Source organism: Streptomyces sp. NPDC050504 (assembly GCF_044458065.1).
GTDB lineage: Bacteria > Actinomycetota > Actinomycetes > Streptomycetales > Streptomycetaceae > Streptomyces.
In genome coordinates, this window is sequence record NZ_JBITHO010000006.1 from 81,500 (window position 1) to 98,161 (window position 16,662).

Below are 16,662 nucleotides of genomic sequence, written 5' to 3' on the forward strand. Positions count from 1 at the left end.
TCGTGACACCAAGGAAAGGACACTGCCATGTCGGAGCTCCTCGTCGACTTCATCACCTCCCTCGACGGCTACGCGTCGGGAGAAGGATGGCCCGGGTTCTGGGGCCTCGAAGGCCCGGAGTACCTCGCGTGGCTCGGTGAGCAGCCCGAGGCCACGTACCTGATGGGAGCGAACACCTACCGCCTGATGTCGGGCTTCGCCGCAGGCGAGGTCCCGGGTGGCCAGGACGAGTTCAGGCCCGAGGAAGAGGCGTCCGTCGACGAGCTCACGCAAGCGTCCAAGGTGGTCTTCTCCTCCTCCCTCAAGGAGCCGCTGACGTGGGCCAACTCCACGCTCGTCCGCGACGATGCCGTCGAGACGGTCCGCGCCATGAAGTCGAGCGGCTCGGGGCTCCTCAGCACGATCGGCAGCCTCAGCCTGTGCCGGTCCCTGCTACGAGCCGGACTCGTCGACCGCTTCCGGGTCGTGATGTTCCCGGTGATCACCGGAGCCACGGGCGAAGAGCGCATCTACGACGGCTATCCGGACGTCGCCCTCACGATGATCGGGCACCGCACCTTCGACGGCCGCATCCAGCTGGTCGAGTACGAGCCCCGCGTCCTCGAACACCCGCCGCTCGGCGCCCCCGCGTGACGCCGCCGCGCCGCCCCCCGTCCACGCGTCCGGGAACTCAATGGAACCGGGTGGTGTAGAGCCGCGCCTTGTAGATCTGGGCACCCTGCCGGGTCCGGTTGCCGCCGGCCGAGAAGTAGACGTTCGAACCGCCCCAGACCGAGTCCTCGATGTCGGGGTCGGCCGTCCACATGGCCTGGCCGCCGGCGTGCCGTACGTAGGACTTCACATACGGCATCTTGGTGACGACGGTGGCCGTCCTGGCCGTCTTGTCGACCGAGTACACCCGGTGGCTGTCGGCGACCAGCAGGGTGCCCGGCCGGGCGTAGTCGGGCTGGATGTCGTGGCCGTTCCCGGCGATGGTGATGTCGTGCCCGTACTTCTCCAGCCGGGCCGCGCGCAGCGTGCCCTTGACCCGGTAGGTGCGGATGAGGGTGCCGCCGGTGACCCACAGCAGCTCGTTCTGGTCGTCCCACAGCACCGCGTGGGCCTTGGTGAAGGTGAGCGTCTGCACCTCCTTGAGCGTGGCGGGGTCACTGCTGGAGGGGGCGAAGACGTGCAGCCGGTCGCGTGAGCCGGCCACCACGACCGTCCCCGCGTGGGGGACCCGCTCGATGCTGTGCGGATAGCTGGTGATCCGGGCCGACCACATCAGGTCGGCACGGGTGAGGTGGGTCTTGCCGGTCACGTTGACGATCCCGGCCCGGCCCTCGCCGGGCTTGCCGAACGTCATCAGGGCGATGGCCCCGTACCGCTGGGTCTCTCTGAAGCGGACCTCGAACGGGTGGTCCCAGCCGGGTGCGTTGCCCGTGCTGAAGCTCCACAGCACGTTGGCGTCGGTGAACTGGGCGGTCCGGTCGAACAGGAGGACCTGGCCCTTCTTCTGCTCGGTGATGGCCACCTTGTACGCGGCCGTCGCGGCCTGGGCCTGGGCCTCTGCCCCTGCCTCTGCCTGTGTCTGGGATGCGTCCATCTGCCGTCCTCTCGGGTGAGTGCTCGCTCTGGTACGGGAAAGGGGGCCGGACGTCCCCTCGTGTAACGCCCGGCCCCCTGGTCGTTCCGTGTCGGAACCCTCGTCAGAAGGAGCCCGCGTTCAGGGCCTTCTGGAGCAGGCGGGTGGTGTCCGCGTCCCAGGTGTCACCCGGCGCGGAGCCGAGGTGACGCCGGAGGGCGGTGACGGTCTCCGGACCGACGATGCCGTCCGCCTTCGCCTTCACGTACTTCTGGAGCGCCGTGATGGTCAGCGGCCCGAAGGCGCCGTCCACCTCCAGCCCTGCCTTCGCCTTGTCGTTCAACACCCGCTGGAGCGCGGCACAGGTGGCCGGGCCGAACTGTCCGTCGACCTCGAGGGCGCCGCTCCTGGCCACCACGGCCACGGGCCGGATCGGCTTGTTCCGGCCGGCGAGGACCGCCTTCATCAGCGCCGCCGTGCTCGGCCCGTACGCCCCGTCCACGGTCAGCTTGTGCTTGGTCTGGAAGGCCTTCAGCGCCTTCTCGGTGGCCGGCCCGAAGTCACCGTCCACGGTCAGCTTGGCGTTCTGCACCGTGTTCAGGTTCTTCTGGAGCGTCTTGACCGCCTGTCCCTTGGAACCCCGGCGCAGGATGCCGTCGTTGCCCGGCAGCGGCGCGCTGCCGCCCTTGTAGGCGGGCCGCCCGTACCCCACGATGCAGGACGAGTTGCGGCGCCGCCGGAGGAAGGCGTTGGACGTGTTGCCCTCCAGGGTCGTGATGGTGCGGTTCTTGTGGACCGCCTCCACGATGCCGACGTGGTCGATCCGGCCGATGGAGCGCGAGCCGGACCAGTCGAAGAACACGATGTCGCCCGGCCGGATGCCGCCTATGCCGTAGTGGAAGCGGCCCTTCTTCTGGAAGGCCCTGGCGTGCGCGGTCGTCAGCGCGAACTTGCCCATGACGGCGGGCAGGTTGTCGGAGTGGGCGGCCGCGTAGCTGACCGCCATGTCGCACCACGGGCCGGTGAACCCGTACCAGCGCGTGATGTGGTTGCGGTTGGAGCCAGGCGGGTTCTCCCTGGTGCCCAGCAGCTTACGGGCGGCGCTCAGCATCCCCTTCACGTTTCCCATGTCAGAACTCCACGTCTTCCGGAAGGGCCTCGACGTCCCCGGTCACCTCGTCGTCGGGGTTCTGGCTGACGCCGGCCTGGTCCGGGTCGACGTCGAAGATCCCCGCCCCGCCGACCGGGTAGGGCACGTCCTCGACGGTCTCGGCCGTCACGTCCACGGGCTCGGTCATGAACCGTTCCTCTCGCTCGTCCGCCGGATCGCGGAACTCCCGAACGCGGCACCCCGGTGGGGCCGCTCGACAACGAGTCCAGCGGGCGGAGCATTGATTAGCAGCCCCTGTTCGTGCAGGTAATCAATCCGCCACCCCCGACGCGCGCCGCCTTGGCCGCCACGAACAGGCGTCCTAGCGTGGCTAGGACACAACTGCGGTACGGACCAGAGCCACGGGGGAGGCTGGACATGGGGCGTCGTGAGAATCCGCTCGATCCAGGAGCGGGGCCGGTCGAGCGGTTCGCGGTGGAGCTGCGCACGCTGCGCGCCGGGGCGGGCGGCCCCACCTACCGCGCGATGGCACGGCAGTCGTCGTACTCAGCGCCCGCGCTGTCCCAGGCCGCGTCGGGAGAGCGGCTGCCGACGCTGGCGGTGGCCCTCGCCTACGTGACGGCGTGCGGCGGCGACACGGCGGAGTGGGAGAAGCGGTGGCACGCCGTGGCGGAGGAAGCCGCCGCGGTCCCACAGGACGACGGGAACGGCGAGGAGCCGCCCTACCGGGGGCTCGCCCGGTTCGAACCGGGCGACGCCGAAGTGTTCTTCGGCCGCGCCCCCCTGGTGGACAACCTCCTCGACCTCACCCGCACGTACCGGTGCGCGGCGGTCGTCGGGCCGTCCGGCAGCGGAAAGTCCTCCCTGCTGCGCGCCGGCCTCATACCCCGGCTGCGGCAGACGCCCGAGCCCGAGCCGCGGCCCGCCGCGATCCGCGTCCTCACCCCGGGCGAGCACCCCGTGCGCACCCACGGCAGCGTGCTGGAACCGGCCCCGGGCCAGGGCGACACCCACATCCTGGTGGACCAGTTCGAGGAGGTCTTCACCCTCTGCCCCGACCCCGCCGAACGCGCCGAGTTCATCGCCATGCTGCTGGCCGCCCGGGAACCTGCCAGCCGACTGCGCGTGGTCCTCGGCATCCGCGCCGACTTCTTCGGCCGGTGCCTCGAACACCCCGGGCTGGTGGACGTGCTGCGCGACGCCGGTGTGCCCGTGGGCCCGATGCGCCCCGAGGAACTCAGGGAAGCCATCGTCAAGCCCGCCGCCGCGCGCGGCCTCATCGTCGAACGCGCCCTGACCGCCCAGCTCGTCGAGGAGGTGGCCGGGGAGCCCGGCGGTCTGCCGCTGCTCTCCCACGCGCTGCTGGAGACCTGGCGCCGCCGCTCCGGCCGCACCCTCACGCTCAGGGCGTACGAGGCGACCGGCGGCGTACGGGGCGCCATCGCCCAGACGGCGGAGGAGCTGTACGCCGGGCTCGACCCGGAGCAGGCCGCCCTGACGCGGCGCGTCCTGCTGCGGCTCATCGCCCCCGGCGACGGCACCGCCGACACCCGCCGCCCCGCGGACCGCACGGAACTGGAAGCGGGCGGACCCGAGCGCGGCAGAGAGGTCGACGCCGTACTGGACCGCCTGGCGCGCGCCCGTCTGATCACCCTGGACGGCACCGCCGTCCACCTCGCCCACGAGGCCCTGATCACCGGCTGGCCCCGCCTCACCGCCTGGATCGAGGACGACCGCAACCGGCTGCGCGTCCTGCGCCGCCTCACCCAGGCCGCCGTCGCCTGGCGGGACCTGGGCCGGGACGCCGGAGCGCTGTACCGCGGCGTACGGCTCGCCGAGGCCGAGGAGTTTTTCTCCGGCACCGGCCACGACGGCGACCTGACCCCACTGGAGCGGGAGTTCCTCGACGCCGGCCGGACCACCCGCACCCGGGAGCGTCGGCGCCACCGCGGCCTGGTCGGCTCCGCCGTCCTGCTGCTCGTCCTCGCCCTGATCGCCGGCACGGTCGCCTGGCAGCAGAACCGGGCAGGTGAGCACGAGCGCCTCGCGTCCGCGGCCCGCCGCGCCGCCACGGCAGCCGAGGGGCTGCGCACCTCAGACCCGCGCACCGCGCTGCGCCTGAGCGTGGCCGCGTGGCGGCTCAGCCGTATACCGGAGACCCACTCGGCCCTGCTGGGCGCGCTGGCACAGCCAGAACTGCCCCCGTTCACCCCGCCGGGCGGTTCGCCGGAGTCGAAGTCCCTGAGTGCCGACGGCCGCACGCTGTTCAGCGCGGAAGCGAACAAGCTCACCCAGTGGGACCTGCGCACCCGGCGGGCCTCGGCCACCTACCGGACACCGTTCGGCGCGGACATCTCCCCCCTGGAGTACCAGTTCTCGCCCGACGGGCGGTTCCTGACCGCGCCGACAGGAGTGGGTGAGGGGCTGCGGCTGTGGGACGTACGGGCCGGGCGCTGGCACGGCCGGCCCATCGGCCCCGCCCCGGAGCCCACCGATCCGGTGTCGCCCGACACGGAGTCCCCGGATCCGGCCGCCGACGAAGGGTCGGCGGGCTTCGAAGTATCGGTCTCCGGGGCGTCGACTTCCGTGGGGTTCAGCCAGAGCGGACACTCCGTGCTGGTGAAGGTGGGAGACCGCGTGGAGGTGTGGGACGTCCGCAGCGGCACACGGAAGTTCGCCCGTACGTTCGCGGGCGGGAACGACCTGTTGCTCGGAGACGTCTCCCCGGACGGCCGGTTCCTCGCCCTGTGTACCCCGAGCGAAATGCGGCTCTGGGACCTGCGCGCCGACCGCCGCGCGGACACCGCCTGGACCGTCCGCCCCTCCTGCGGGACCGAGGGCACCCCGTGGTTCACCCCCGACGGGCGCGCCCTGGCCGTCCAGGACGAAAACGGCCTCCGGCGCGTGGACGTCTCCTCGGGCAAGGAACTGCCAAGGCTCCATCAGGTCGCTCCCGTGAGCTTCGTCTTCAGCCCGGACGGGAAGTTCGCAGCCGGTGTCGGCTCGGGCGACATCCTCCTGTGGCGCTTGGACCGCCCCGTAGGCCCGGTCTTCCGGCATCCGGTCGCCGAGGAGGGACCCGAAGACGTACGCATCGACACCAAAGCCGGCGTACTGCGCTACACCACGGGCGGCCCTCAGGGCACCCAGACCGTACGCAGCCTCGACGTGAGCCGGGTCCTGGGCTCGACGTGGCAGAAGGGCGAGGCCACCCAGGCCGTTCACAGCGCCGACGGCCGCGTCGTCGCCGTCGTCCGCGCCGACCGCGTTTCCCTTCTCGACAGCCGTACGGGCCGACGCCTGGCCACCGTCCCGGTGGAGCTGGCGGGCGAGGGCCCGATGGACTCCCCCGTGATGATGTCGCTGAGCGCCGACGGACGGCGCCTCGCCTTCGGCCGGAACGCGGCCGACGATTCCGGCTTGACGCCCCGGATCACCGTGTGGGACACCACCCGCAACCGAAGCCTCGTGGACATCCGCGTACCACCCGACGACACGTCGTTCACCGGCCTCGCGCTCAGTCCGGACGGCAAGACCCTGATGACCACGGCCCACACGGGCGGGATCACGGTCTGGGACGCCGCCGAAGGCACGAAGCAGCGGGTGCTGAACCAGGGGAAGAAAACCAGTGAGCCCAGTGAGGAAGTCGACGAAACGGTCGACGAGGAGATCCGTGAGAACGAGGACGACGGAGCCCTGACCTCGGTCTCTCCCGACGGCGGCACGGTCCTGATGGACTCGGGCACCCTCGTCCGCACCGCGGAGGGCGGCCACGAGCGCACCGCGCTGGAGAACTGCGAGTGTCGCACCGTCTTCAGCCCCGCGGGCGACCGCGCCGCCGTGATCGACTCCGGGGTCGGCATCACGCTGTGGGACGGGCGCCTGCGCAGGCCGCTCGGGCTGCTGTCCGGCGGCCTGTCCAAGGGCACGCCGGGTGAACCGGAGGAAACCACCGCCGTGGCCTTCTCGCCCGACGGCTCCGTCCTCGCCGCGGCCGGGTCGTACGGCACGGTGCGGCTGTGGGACGTGGCCTCGCAGCAGCCGCTGGGCACCGCCCTGCCCGGTGCGGGGGACTCCGTCCTGTCCCTCGCGTTCGGCGCGGACGGCCGTACGCTCCACGCGGCGGGCGCGCGCGTCCCCGTCCAGACGTACGACATCGACCCGGCGCGGGCGGTCACCGAGGTGTGCCGCCGTGCCGGTGGGACGCTCTCGCCCGCCGAGTGGCGGGCCTATCTGCCTGGCGTTTCCTACCGGAAGGTGTGCTGAAGGGCGTCCACGAGACGGGCCAGCGCGCCCGACAGCGCGTCGATGCCCCGCTGGAGGGGCTCGCCGCGCCCGTCCAGGTACAGGTCGCGCCGGATCTCCACCATCAGCGCGCTCACCCGTGGGTCCTTCCCGTAGTGCCGCATCGGCACGTACGTTCCCGAGAAGGGGCTGTTCAGCTCCGTACCGCCGAAGTCCGCGAATGCCCGGCGCGCCGCGTCCAGCAGCGGCGCCGGGGTGTGGAACGCGTCGGTGCCCAAACAGATCGGCGGGCGCGGCCCGTCGCCGTGCAGCTCGTAGGGCAGCGCCTTCGCCGGATAGGAGTGGACGTCGACGATCACCGCGTGCCCCGCCGCGGCGAGCCGCTCGTCCACGGCCCTCGTCATCGCCTCCGCGTAGGGGCGGAAGTAACGCTCGATCAGGGGCCGGGCGTCGGTGGCGGCCGGGCGCAGCTCCTCGCGGTGCGTGGTCCGCGTGTAGACCGCGCCCATGCCCACCGCCAGCATCTCCTCGCGCTCGTCGGGGAACCGCTCGGGGTCGACGACCAGCCGCGACAGCTGGTTGACGAACCGCCAGGGCGTGACCCGCGCGTCCTGCGCCGCTCCCGTGGCGACCTCCGACGTGTACGCGTCGGTGATGTGGTCCAGCTCCGCCGCGAGGGCACGGTCGTCCAGCACGATGCCCGCGCGGACGTCCGCCGGTATGGCGCGCGCCGAGTGCGGAACGTGGAGGATCACGGGCGAGCCGGGGTCGCCCGGGTGGAGCAGGAACGAAGGGGCGGAGGGAGTGGCGGAGGCTGAGGCGTCGGTCATCGGGTTCCTCGTGGACGTCGTGGCGGCCGCCCTTCCCGGGGTGGACGGGCGGCACGGGAGAGATCCTGATCGGTACATGGTCCCGGACGGACAACGCGCTTGTGCGCGACGGGCGTTATCCACCGGGGAAGCGAGGAGCGGAGGAACGGCTGCGGCACTGCGCCGAACTGTCTCGCCCAGCCACAGCGCGGCGGAGCTGCCAGCCGGGGGCAGGGGGTGTCAGAGGCCTATGACACCATGCAGGTCATTCGCGCGATTGGTCCAGACAATCACGCGAAGACGGATATCGGCACTACGTGAGGGTTCCATGAGCACCACCCGTCGTCAGCGGGCGCTGAAGCGCACGCTCGTCACCACCGCGATCACCGCTGCGCTCGCCACCACCGCGGGCACCGCCGTCGCGGACAGCGCACCGGCCAACGCGGACGCGTCCCGCACCAGGGCCGAGGTCCAGTCCGGTCAGAGCGCCCACGGGGCGGCTCTCGCCTCCCCGCGCACCGCGGCCGCCGCGCTGCCCCTGACGCCGACCTACCCGATGCTGGCGGTCCACAAGAAGAACAAGAACGCCTACCTGTTCTTCCCTAACGACCGAGGCGGCTTCGAGCGCGCGTACAACGTGGGCGTGCCGTACGACTTCGCCGCCGCTGTCGCCCAGGCCGACCACAACGGCGACGGCATAGGCGACGGCTCCTGGGACTACCAGAAGGACGGCCTGGTCACGTACAGCTGGGAGAAGCCGAACGGGGACTTCGACACCAAGCTCGTCGGCTCGGGCTGGAAGCACCGCAAGTTCCTGTCCCCCGGTGACCTGGGCGGCAGCAAGGCCGCCGACATCCTGGCCGTCGACAAGGCCGGCAACGCGTACGTCTACTGCGGCTACCCCGACGGCCGCCTCACCCGGCCGACCCGCGTGGCCACCGGCTGGAACGCGTACACCGAGATCGCCGGGCTGGGCGACCTGACCGGCGACGGCAAGGCCGACGTCGTCGTCCGCAACAAGACGGGCGACCTGTTCCTCCTCGCGGGCACCGGCTCGTACACCAAGCCCTTCAAGCCGGGCAAGAAGATCGGCGCGGGCTGGAACGGGTACGACCGCATCCTGAGCGTCGGCGACCTCGACGGCGACGGCATCACCGACCTGATCGCCCGCACCAAGACCGGCGACCTCTACCGCTACTCCGGCACCGGCCGCGCCACCGCCCCGATCCGCAAGCTCGTGAAGATCGGCACCGGCTTCAACGCCTACAACCTGCTCTGACCCGAGCCGTCGCGAGGGTCCGGGGAGCTGCACCGGACCCTCGCGACGGGACGTTTCCCGCCACCCACCCGACGGGGGCACCATCGGTGAACCGAAATCAAGCAGGAGTGAGCATCATGTCCCTCGAAGTCCTCTTTCACCGCTTCCCCACGACGGAAGCGGCGCGACCGGCGGCTTCGGACGTGAGCGGGCGTGCCGTGCCCGCTCCCCTCATCGGCCTGTTCGCAAAGGCGGCGGGAAGGACCTTGGCAAACGGCTTCCTGCGGTTCCACACTCCGGGATCCGCCCACACGTCGTATGCGGCGTGCGCCCGGATGATCGAGGGCATCGAGGGGCGCTACTACCCCTTCGCCTTCGACTGGACGGGCCGCGAGCTGCTCTTCGACGTCCGCGACCCGGAGTCGAGGCCCCGCTACGTCATCGCGGTCGATCCGGCCGAGGGCGAGTACCTGCGTACGAGGCTGACGCTGGAGGAGTTCTTCGGGGCGGTGGCCGACGAGGACGAGGACGCTCTGGCCTTCCCGTACTTCCAGGAGTGGCGCCGGGCCAACCCCGAGGCCGGACCTCTCGGTTTCGACCAGGTCGTCGGATACAAGGTGCCGCTGTCCCTCGGCGGCCCGGACGAAGTCGGGAACATGGAACTCACCGACCGGCGGGTGTACTTCGAATTGTGCACCCAACTCGCCCTCCAGATCCGGGACCTGCCCGAAGGCACGCCGGTCAGCGGTGCGGCTATCGCCCCTCCGGGGCCAGGGGCCTGAGAGCCGCGTTCGTTCTGCCGCTGCGGCACCAGCGGCCAGGAGCTGCGCGCGAGGACGAAGTACTTCAGGGGCGGGGCGAAGGTGTACGTGGCGGGCGCGTACTGGGGCCGCGGGGCCGACCGAGTCACGGTGATCGGCCGTGAGCGGCACACGGGCCGGTGGATCGTCATCGACACGGCAACGAGCCGTCTCCACAACTTCCGGGCGAAGCTCGTCCATACCCCGCGCGTCCTGGAGCGGTTGCGAGGGACGGGACGCTCCCCCGGGCTCGACGCGGACAGCGCGGGCGATGTTACCGCGACCCTGGAACGGTACGCACGCCAGTACCGCCTGGAAAGCACGGCGGACGGTTCGGCTTCGCCCCACCACTCAGCCTCCCCGGGAGGCCTCGGCTGCGGGCCCAGTCGGCAGGAGGCCTGCGGTGCCAACTTTGGGCCCAAGCCTGGGCCCTGGGGCTCACTACGGGTAACTGACGGGTCGCTAGTTTCACTCACATGCCGTTAAGACGTGGCCATCGGGCCCAGCGCGTGTGCATAGCCAAGGAAGGCTCTCGAAGACTTCCGCGTACGCGAGCCCGGCTGCTGGGCCTCCGGTCCCGCAGCCGGGCTCGTGGTCAGTCCGGGCAGACCGCGGTGGAGTACCTGGGCCTGGTACTGCTGGTCGTAGCGATCATCGGCGCGTTGGTGGCGACCGGCATCGGGCAGACCCTGACCGAAAAGATCGTCGCCCAGATCTCGTGCATCGGGGGAGGCCCGTGCGAGACCGGCGGCGGGAAACCGGCGGCCGCGCCGCCAGGTGAGGAACCGCCCGGTGACGGAGACGTCCCCGCGGGTGACGTACCCGCCAGGGACGAGCCCCCCGCGCCGCCGGTGAAGACGCAGACGCAGATCGACTTCGAGACGGCCCAGCAGGAACTGGAGAAGGCGAAGGGCGATCAGCGCACCAGCGAGGAACAGGCCAAGGCGACCGCCATCGAGCTCGCCAAGATCCTCGCTGACGAACTGGGGCTGAAGAACCCCTTCGACTGTGTGATCAGGCAACAGCTGGCCACCTGCGGGCAGGCCGTCATCGACGTGCTGGTCGGGCTGATCGGCGGCGTGGCGGGAAAGTTCGCCAAGAAGTACTACAAACCCTGGGACTGGAAGAAGGGCGTGGGCAAGGCCAAGAAGGTCCTGGAACTGGCCTGGAGCCTGAAGGGCAAGATCGGCAACGTCGCGGCCGCCCGCAGCAAGGTCAAGAACGCCGAGGACAAGTTCAACGCGGCGAAGGCCAAGCTCGACGCGGAGAACGCCAAGCCCAAGCCCGAGCCGCCGAAGAAGCCCGAGACGCCCGAGACGCCCGAGAGGCCGAAGGACGACGAGGAGGAAGACCAGCCCTGTGCGGTCCCGCACAGCTTCCTCGCCGGCACTCCCGTCCTGCTCGCGGACGGCACCCGCAGGGCGATCGAGAAGGTACGCGAAGGGGACCGGGTCCTCGCGACGGATCCGTACACGGGTCGCACCTCGGGACACCGGGTCGTAAACACCATCGTCACCCGCGACGACAAGCACTTCACCCGCCTCTTCCTGCGCACCGCCACCGGCCCCGCGGTCCTCACCGCCACGGACACCCACCCGTTCTGGCGGACCGACCAGCGGCGATGGGTCGACGCGGGCGAGATCGGGCCCGGAGTCCCGCTGCGCACCCCGGACGGCAGCTCGCTGCGGGTCGCGGCCGTGGACCGGTACACCCGGACCCAAATCACCTTCGACCTCACCGTGGAGGGCCCGCACACCTACTACGTGGGCGCCGGCTCCGCGAACGTCCTTGTGCACAACTGGAGTTGTGGGAAAACACAGCTCAACGAGCCGACGAACCCGCTGGCGCAGCTCGCGGCGAAGCTCCGCCAGATCCAGAAGGTGGAACGGGGCGGGAACATCGCGGTGTACGCGATCGAGCAGGGAGGCACGGTCACGTACGTGGCGGCGCGCAACGAGGGCCAGGGCAAGCAGCACTCCGAGCGGATCATCAACGCCTACCTGAAGGCGAACAACATCAGCCCCGACGCGGTCGTCGCCATCTACTCGGAGCGACAGCCTTGCACCAGCAGGCCGAACCTGTGCGCGACCACGCTCGTCCAGTTCAAGAAGGCGCAGAACAGCATCTCCTGGAGCCTCGACCCGGACGGGCCTTCGACCATCAACATGAACAGGACGAAGATCGCACAGTCCCAGGACACGGTCCGTGCCACCAGGCAGGACATCACGGAGACTGTCATCTGGTGCGCCGGGCCGGGGCAGTGCGGCCCCCTGTAGGACCCCGACACCAGAAGACACGGAAACCGCGGCCCCGGACACGGAAGAAGGAACAGATCATGAAGAGCGATCTCGAAAAGGCGTGCCAGGACTACCGCCGCGCCCTGGATCTCCCCCTGCCCGAGCTGATCGGCTCGGCGGCCGACCGCGCGACGGCCTCCCGGGCCGGGGCCGAGTCCGCCGGGTGGCGGCTTCCCCCGGCGGAGAGCGCGGCACTCAGGGAGTGGGGGGTGCCGGTCTACGAGCCCGAGCAGGCGGACTCCGTCCTGCTGGCCGGCGCGGTCCAGGCCGGAGGCGGCCCGGAGATCGAGTCGCACGGTCTCTCCGCCTACCGCCTGGGCCGCTTCTGGGACCACACGATCGCAGCGACGGAAACCGACGGGCGCGTCGTCGGCTTCCCCGACGAACTGGGCGACGTGGTGCCGCTCAACTCCTCCGTGCGGGCGTTCCAGGAGATCTCCTGGCGGTGGTACTTCGCACGCCGGGCCCTGCTCGTCCTGGACGCGGCGGACGACGAACGACTGGGACCGATGCTCCAGACGGCGGTCGACCTCGCGCACGCCATCGACCCGAAGGGGGCGGCCGAGGACCCGGGCGACTGGTGGTGGGAGGGCGTCATCGGCCACTGGTGACGTCGTTGGGCGCATCCGGTCGCGGCGAGGCGAGCGACCGGTGCGACGCGGCGGTATCGGAGACTCCCATAGGCTCGCAGCGCTTCGGCCAGGCCGCTCGGTCCGCGTCCGCACAGGACGCGGCCGAGGGTGCCTGCCCCGCTGTCTTTCCCGCCGCGAGTCGTCGCGAGTCGCCACGTGTCGTCGCGCGTTACGGCGTCCAGGCGGAGAACCACCAGGGTTCGCCGGCGGTGGTCTCGGTGCCGTCTCCGGAGATGCGCAGCGTCAGACCGTTGTCGAAGACGATGTCGGCTGACACGTCCGCGTGCTCGGCGGCCCTCACCACGTAACGGTTGTTGATGAGGACCAGGTCCGGCAGCGGATTGTCCGGTGTCCCGGTGCGCGGCACACCGGCGTCCCCGGGCGTCGCGATCCGCCAGTCGGTGTCCAGGTAGAGCCGGACCTCGCGTTCCGGGTCGCTTTCGGTGTCGAGGAAGGTGATGAAGGGCCAGGCCTGGCGCTCTCCCACCTCGACCACCAGCTTTCCTGGCAGGTTCTCCATGGTCAACGGGCGATTCCTTACAGAGGCGCGAGTACCGGTGGCGCGCATCGCTGCGGATGTGCACCACCATTTTCCACGGTTCGCCAGAGCCTCCGCCGCGGTTGACGCGCGGTTCGGCGTCACGCTGCGGAATTGTCATTACCCAAGTTTGTCCCAAGAGGGAACGATCCGAAGGGATGTGTTCTGTCGCTATGGCTACGCTGATGGACTGAGTGATCGCGCTAGGTGATGGAGGTGTCATGCTGGGTCCGGTTCTCGGCACGAGAAGCGGTCAGGACGAGCAAGCTCTGGACCTCGACGGGGTGACAGCCAACCCCGCCTGCCTGAAGTGCATAGGGCGCAGGTACAGCGTCGCCAGGTCGGGTGTCACGATCTCCATCCGCGACGTCACTGACATCACGCGCCCCTACCTCATCGGCAAGGCCGAGCCGTCCCCGGACGGCCTGTGGAACATCTGCACGCCGAACGGCCAGGTGGCCGGGCACACCACCGAGACGCTCCGCGCGATCACGGCGCTGCGGGAAGCCGCCCCGCCCCGTTCAGGGTGCCACTGCTCCTGACGCCCTATGGCGTCGTGCCCTGGCGTCGTGCCCTGGTGTCGCGGTGCGGGTATCGGCCCCGTCGCCGGCCCAGGGGTACGCCCGGGAGCCCGTACGGCACCCGGACGTACCAACTCCCCCGTGCTCAGCGGCGGATCCGGTCCACGGCGTTGTGCGTGGTGGCGGTCCACCTGACGGACGTAGCCGCATCCGGGTGGCGCGGGCCGCTCAATGGGCCATAAGGTACGACGACTTCACCGTCCGGCGACTGCGGTGTCAGCGCACGCCGCCGGACGCGGAAGGTCGTCACAGCACCTCGTACAACAACCTCATATGTGCGTGATCAGGGGAAGCCGGTGCGAATCCGGCGCTGACCTGCAACCGTGTGCGGCCCGTGGGGCCGCGAGTCGGAGTACCTGGCGCGTGCTGTTGATTCGCTTCCCACTGTCATGGTCTGCAGCGCGAAGCCGAGAGCCCTGTCCGCCGTGTCGCGGTCCGGTACGTCGTCCGGTACACGAGGACGAGGGAGCGGGTCCGTCTGCCGGGTCGACGGTCCGCTCGTCGGTGACGAGCTGTGGACCGCCCCGCCAGGAAGGCTCCACCATGACCCGTACCGCCGCCCCGCGCCGCACACGCCACTTGATCGCCGCAACGGCCCTCGGCCTGGCCCTCTCCACCGTCCCCGCGGTCGCCCACGCCCAGAGCGCCCCGGGAACGGACGCACGCGGCACGAACGCCGCCGTACGCGTGTCCCTCACCGTGACCGGCCCGGACGGGCTCCTCTTCAAGGGGAAGATAAAGACCCGCGGCCACGACGTCACGACCGCGACCGGCGGCACCCACAGATGCGACGGCACCAACGGGAGCGCCAACGCCGCTCCCGTCCCCACCCCGACCGCGGCCCTCGACGACGCCGCCCGCAAGCGGAACTTCACCTGGGACGGCACCTGGTACGCGTCGTTCGACGACTTCTCGGTCGACACGATCAAGAACGTCAGCGGGGGCGGCGCCGCCTACTGGAACATCTCCGTCAACGGCACGTCCACCCCCGTGGGCGGCTGCCAGTTCAAGCTCAACGCGGGCGACAAGGTCGCCTTCACCTGGACCGCGTTCTGACCTTTCGGACGTGGCGGGGCGACTCACCGCGGCCTCCGTGCCTCCACCGTTCTTCGGACGGTGTTCTCCGCGCAGGCGGAGGTGTTCCAGAGCCAGTCACGATCACACGCGTCGTGGCTCCGTCCTCTCCGCGTGAGCGGAGGTGTTCCGCGCCGGCAGCGGTTCGCGCTCTTCGGTCTCGGATCGGTGTTCCCCAGCTCGTGGCGGGGGGCACAGGTGGCGAGGCAGGAGAATCTCCGTGCGGACCGCTCGGAGGTTGCCGTCAGGGGTTCAGCGGGGGCTTTCGCCCGAGAGGGTCCGGGGCGTACCGTCCCCGGACCCTCTCGGTGCGCGCTCAGCCCCGGCGAAGGACCAGCATCGTCGTCTGCCTCGGATTGAGGCTGTACGCGATGGGCCGCACCTCCGTCTCCACCCCCGTCTCCGCCAGCCGTACGCGCAGTGTCTCCAGCTCGGGATACGGGTCCCCCGCCGCGTCCTGAAGCGGCGTGACCCGCACTTCTCCGCCGGGCGCGGTTACACGCACGAGGTCCCGCAGTGCCTCGAACGGGTCCAGCAGGCCGGGGAAGGTGAAGACCAGGAACGAGCAGAGCGTCAGCCCGAAGCGGCCGTCCGGGAACGGCAGCCGGGGCAGACCGCCGGCCACGTACAGCCCGGTGTTCCGCTCCCGATCGGCGGTGTAGTCCCGCAGGAATGCCTCCGCCGACCCGTCCCACAGTTTCAGGTGGGCCTCCCAGGACCCGGACCAGGAGAAGTCGAGCGTGTCCCCCACCCGCTCGGCCAGCGCGATCAGGCGCTCCCGCGCCGTAGCGGTCAGGGCGGCCAGTCGCTCTGGAGAGAGGGAGTACACCGGGTCCGCGGAGGTCACGTCCGCGCCCAGGGCCCTGGCTTCCGCCGCGAAGGACGAGGCTCCGCCGGAACAGTCCAGCACCGGCCCCCGCAGGAGTTCCCCGTCCCTGAGCCCGAGGCACAGCCGGTACTCGGCGAGCGGCCGGGAAGTCATCTCCACCCTGCCCGCCGCCACCGCCGCCTCCACGCCCCTCACCGGCCCGGCTCCCAGCCGCGCGCCGTGAGCCACTCACCGGCCCGCGCCGCCGTCCCGGGCAGCGAACCGTCCATCAGGACCAGCCCTTCCGCGAAGCCAGGCACAGCCACCGGGCCGAGGACGGGCCGGGCGCCGAAGAACCGGTTGAAGCGGGCCACGCGCGGGGCGGCCGCCGCGAGGTACCGCCGCAGCGGGGTGGTCCGAACGCACCACAGACCGGCGGCCTCGATCAGCGCTGCCGTGATGTCCGCGGAGCGGTGCGTCGGCGCGACCAGCACCCGCCCCACGGAGGCGCTGCCGTGCGGAGCGTCGAACAGGGCCGCGGGCATGTCAGGGAAGTACGAGGTCAGATCGCCCCGGTCCGGCAGGTGCCGGGTGATCCTCAGCGACCCCACAGCCTCGTCGGCTTCCCGGCACACCACCAAAAGGGTGTCCTCGTCCTCGTCGTACGCGTCCCAGACGGGGATCGGACCGCCGGGCGCGTGCCGTCGGCGCAGCTCCCGCACCTCCGCACGCTCCCGCTCGGTGCGGGCCACCCGCAGGGACAGTCCGCGCGCGCCGCGCCGCGGTGCGCCTATGACCAAAGGATCCATCTCTCCCCCGTTTTTCCCCCGGCCGCCCGTCGTACGGCCGACACGGCACAGCAGGATGCCGTAGGAGCGGCGAGCGGTGAAGGGTCCCGGGACCCCCAACACGATCCCCTCATCCGCACATCAGCGGTTCGGCACG

Annotated in this window: 15 protein-coding genes and 1 riboswitch; of the genes, 8 read left to right on the plus strand and 7 right to left on the minus strand. The window is 70.9% G+C overall.

Annotation, left to right across the window (positions count from 1 at the left end; genetic code table 11):
* Positions 1-27 precede the first annotated feature (27 nt).
* Entirely contained in the window at positions 28-633 is a 606-nt protein-coding gene (locus ACIBNE_RS23170; RefSeq protein WP_399274421.1) for a dihydrofolate reductase family protein, read from the plus strand.
* Between the two features lie 37 nt (positions 634-670).
* Here the strand turns inward: ACIBNE_RS23170 and ACIBNE_RS23175 are convergent, their stop codons facing one another.
* The 3 genes from ACIBNE_RS23175 to ACIBNE_RS23185 form a co-directional block, all read right to left on the minus strand.
* Entirely contained in the window at positions 671-1,585 is a 915-nt protein-coding gene (locus ACIBNE_RS23175) for a DUF6528 family protein (protein WP_399274422.1), read from the minus strand.
* Between the two features lie 103 nt (positions 1,586-1,688).
* On the minus strand, positions 1,689-2,693 hold the full coding sequence (locus ACIBNE_RS23180) for a peptidoglycan-binding protein (protein ID WP_399274424.1): 1,005 nt from the start codon (positions 2,691-2,693) through the stop codon (positions 1,689-1,691).
* Position 2,694: 1 nt separating this feature from the next.
* Entirely contained in the window at positions 2,695-2,862 is a 168-nt protein-coding gene (locus tag ACIBNE_RS23185) for a hypothetical protein (RefSeq protein WP_399274425.1), read from the minus strand.
* A gap of 230 nt (positions 2,863-3,092) precedes the next feature.
* Here ACIBNE_RS23185 and ACIBNE_RS23190 point away from each other — a divergent pair, with 230 nt between their 5' ends.
* Positions 3,093-6,941, plus strand: coding sequence for a hypothetical protein (locus ACIBNE_RS23190; RefSeq protein ID WP_399274427.1), 3,849 nt, complete (start codon positions 3,093-3,095; stop codon positions 6,939-6,941).
* On the opposite strand, the gene ACIBNE_RS23195 is transcribed toward ACIBNE_RS23190, so the two are convergent.
* Positions 6,923-7,750: an N-formylglutamate amidohydrolase gene (locus tag ACIBNE_RS23195; protein WP_399274429.1), complete on the minus strand. Its 828-nt coding sequence runs from the start codon at positions 7,748-7,750 to the stop codon at positions 6,923-6,925. The genes ACIBNE_RS23190 and ACIBNE_RS23195 overlap by 19 nt on opposite strands.
* A 307-nt stretch (positions 7,751-8,057) precedes the next feature.
* Here ACIBNE_RS23195 and ACIBNE_RS23200 point away from each other — a divergent pair, with 307 nt between their 5' ends.
* The 4 genes from ACIBNE_RS23200 to ACIBNE_RS23215 all read left to right on the plus strand — a co-directional run bounded on the left by ACIBNE_RS23200 (position 8,058) and on the right by ACIBNE_RS23215 (position 12,695).
* Entirely contained in the window at positions 8,058-9,008 is a 951-nt protein-coding gene (locus tag ACIBNE_RS23200; protein ID WP_399274431.1) for an FG-GAP repeat domain-containing protein, read from the plus strand.
* A gap of 116 nt (positions 9,009-9,124) precedes the next feature.
* Positions 9,125-9,769, plus strand: a complete 645-nt coding sequence (locus ACIBNE_RS23205) for a T6SS immunity protein Tdi1 domain-containing protein (protein WP_399274433.1) — start codon at positions 9,125-9,127, stop codon at positions 9,767-9,769.
* A gap of 632 nt (positions 9,770-10,401) precedes the next feature.
* A complete protein-coding gene (locus ACIBNE_RS23210) occupies positions 10,402-12,063 on the plus strand; it encodes a polymorphic toxin-type HINT domain-containing protein (RefSeq protein ID WP_399274435.1) in 1,662 nt (553 codons plus the stop codon).
* A 59-nt stretch (positions 12,064-12,122) separates the two neighbouring features.
* Entirely contained in the window at positions 12,123-12,695 is a 573-nt protein-coding gene (locus ACIBNE_RS23215) for an SUKH-4 family immunity protein (RefSeq protein ID WP_399274437.1), read from the plus strand.
* A gap of 190 nt (positions 12,696-12,885) precedes the next feature.
* Here ACIBNE_RS23215 and ACIBNE_RS23220 read toward each other — a convergent pair whose 3' ends face one another.
* The gene (locus ACIBNE_RS23220) at positions 12,886-13,242 is read right to left on the minus strand and encodes a hypothetical protein (protein ID WP_399274439.1); all 357 of its coding nucleotides are present in this window, start codon (positions 13,240-13,242) and stop codon (positions 12,886-12,888) included.
* A gap of 233 nt (positions 13,243-13,475) precedes the next feature.
* Between ACIBNE_RS23220 and ACIBNE_RS23225 the strand changes: the two genes are divergently transcribed.
* Together ACIBNE_RS23225 and ACIBNE_RS23230 are read left to right on the plus strand one after the other, a co-directional pair.
* Complete coding sequence (locus tag ACIBNE_RS23225) at positions 13,476-13,796, plus strand: hypothetical protein (protein WP_399274441.1); 321 nt, start codon at positions 13,476-13,478, stop codon at positions 13,794-13,796.
* 274 nt (positions 13,797-14,070) lie between these two features.
* Positions 14,071-14,214: riboswitch (cobalamin riboswitch) on the plus strand.
* A 164-nt stretch (positions 14,215-14,378) separates the two neighbouring features.
* Complete coding sequence (locus ACIBNE_RS23230; protein ID WP_399274443.1) at positions 14,379-14,891, plus strand: DUF4430 domain-containing protein; 513 nt, start codon at positions 14,379-14,381, stop codon at positions 14,889-14,891.
* A gap of 334 nt (positions 14,892-15,225) precedes the next feature.
* Here ACIBNE_RS23230 and ACIBNE_RS23235 read toward each other — a convergent pair whose 3' ends face one another.
* Positions 15,226-15,933, minus strand: coding sequence for a methyltransferase domain-containing protein (locus ACIBNE_RS23235; protein ID WP_399274445.1), 708 nt, complete (start codon positions 15,931-15,933; stop codon positions 15,226-15,228).
* The gene (locus tag ACIBNE_RS23240; protein ID WP_399274447.1) at positions 15,930-16,526 is read right to left on the minus strand and encodes an N-acyl amino acid synthase FeeM domain-containing protein; all 597 of its coding nucleotides are present in this window, start codon (positions 16,524-16,526) and stop codon (positions 15,930-15,932) included. The genes ACIBNE_RS23235 and ACIBNE_RS23240 overlap by 4 nt, the downstream gene beginning before the upstream one ends.
* Positions 16,527-16,662 lie beyond the last annotated feature (136 nt).

Excerpts from the sequence above, each read along its gene's own strand:
- ACIBNE_RS23170 (WP_399274421.1), top strand. The coding sequence starts at position 28 with ATGTCGGAGCTCCTCGTCGACTTCATCACCTCCCTCGACGGCTACGCG.
- ACIBNE_RS23175 (WP_399274422.1), bottom strand. The coding sequence starts at position 1,585 with ATGGACGCATCCCAGACACAGGCAGAGGCAGGGGCAGAGGCCCAGGCC.
- ACIBNE_RS23180 (WP_399274424.1), bottom strand. The coding sequence starts at position 2,693 with ATGGGAAACGTGAAGGGGATGCTGAGCGCCGCCCGTAAGCTGCTGGGC.
- ACIBNE_RS23185 (WP_399274425.1), bottom strand. The coding sequence starts at position 2,862 with ATGACCGAGCCCGTGGACGTGACGGCCGAGACCGTCGAGGACGTGCCC.
- ACIBNE_RS23190 (WP_399274427.1), top strand. The coding sequence starts at position 3,093 with ATGGGGCGTCGTGAGAATCCGCTCGATCCAGGAGCGGGGCCGGTCGAG.
- ACIBNE_RS23195 (WP_399274429.1), bottom strand. The coding sequence starts at position 7,750 with ATGACCGACGCCTCAGCCTCCGCCACTCCCTCCGCCCCTTCGTTCCTG.
- ACIBNE_RS23200 (WP_399274431.1), top strand. The coding sequence starts at position 8,058 with ATGAGCACCACCCGTCGTCAGCGGGCGCTGAAGCGCACGCTCGTCACC.
- ACIBNE_RS23205 (WP_399274433.1), top strand. The coding sequence starts at position 9,125 with ATGTCCCTCGAAGTCCTCTTTCACCGCTTCCCCACGACGGAAGCGGCG.
- ACIBNE_RS23215 (WP_399274437.1), top strand. The coding sequence starts at position 12,123 with ATGAAGAGCGATCTCGAAAAGGCGTGCCAGGACTACCGCCGCGCCCTG.
- ACIBNE_RS23225 (WP_399274441.1), top strand. The coding sequence starts at position 13,476 with ATGCTGGGTCCGGTTCTCGGCACGAGAAGCGGTCAGGACGAGCAAGCT.
- ACIBNE_RS23230 (WP_399274443.1), top strand. The coding sequence starts at position 14,379 with ATGACCCGTACCGCCGCCCCGCGCCGCACACGCCACTTGATCGCCGCA.
- ACIBNE_RS23240 (WP_399274447.1), bottom strand. The coding sequence starts at position 16,526 with ATGGATCCTTTGGTCATAGGCGCACCGCGGCGCGGCGCGCGCGGACTG.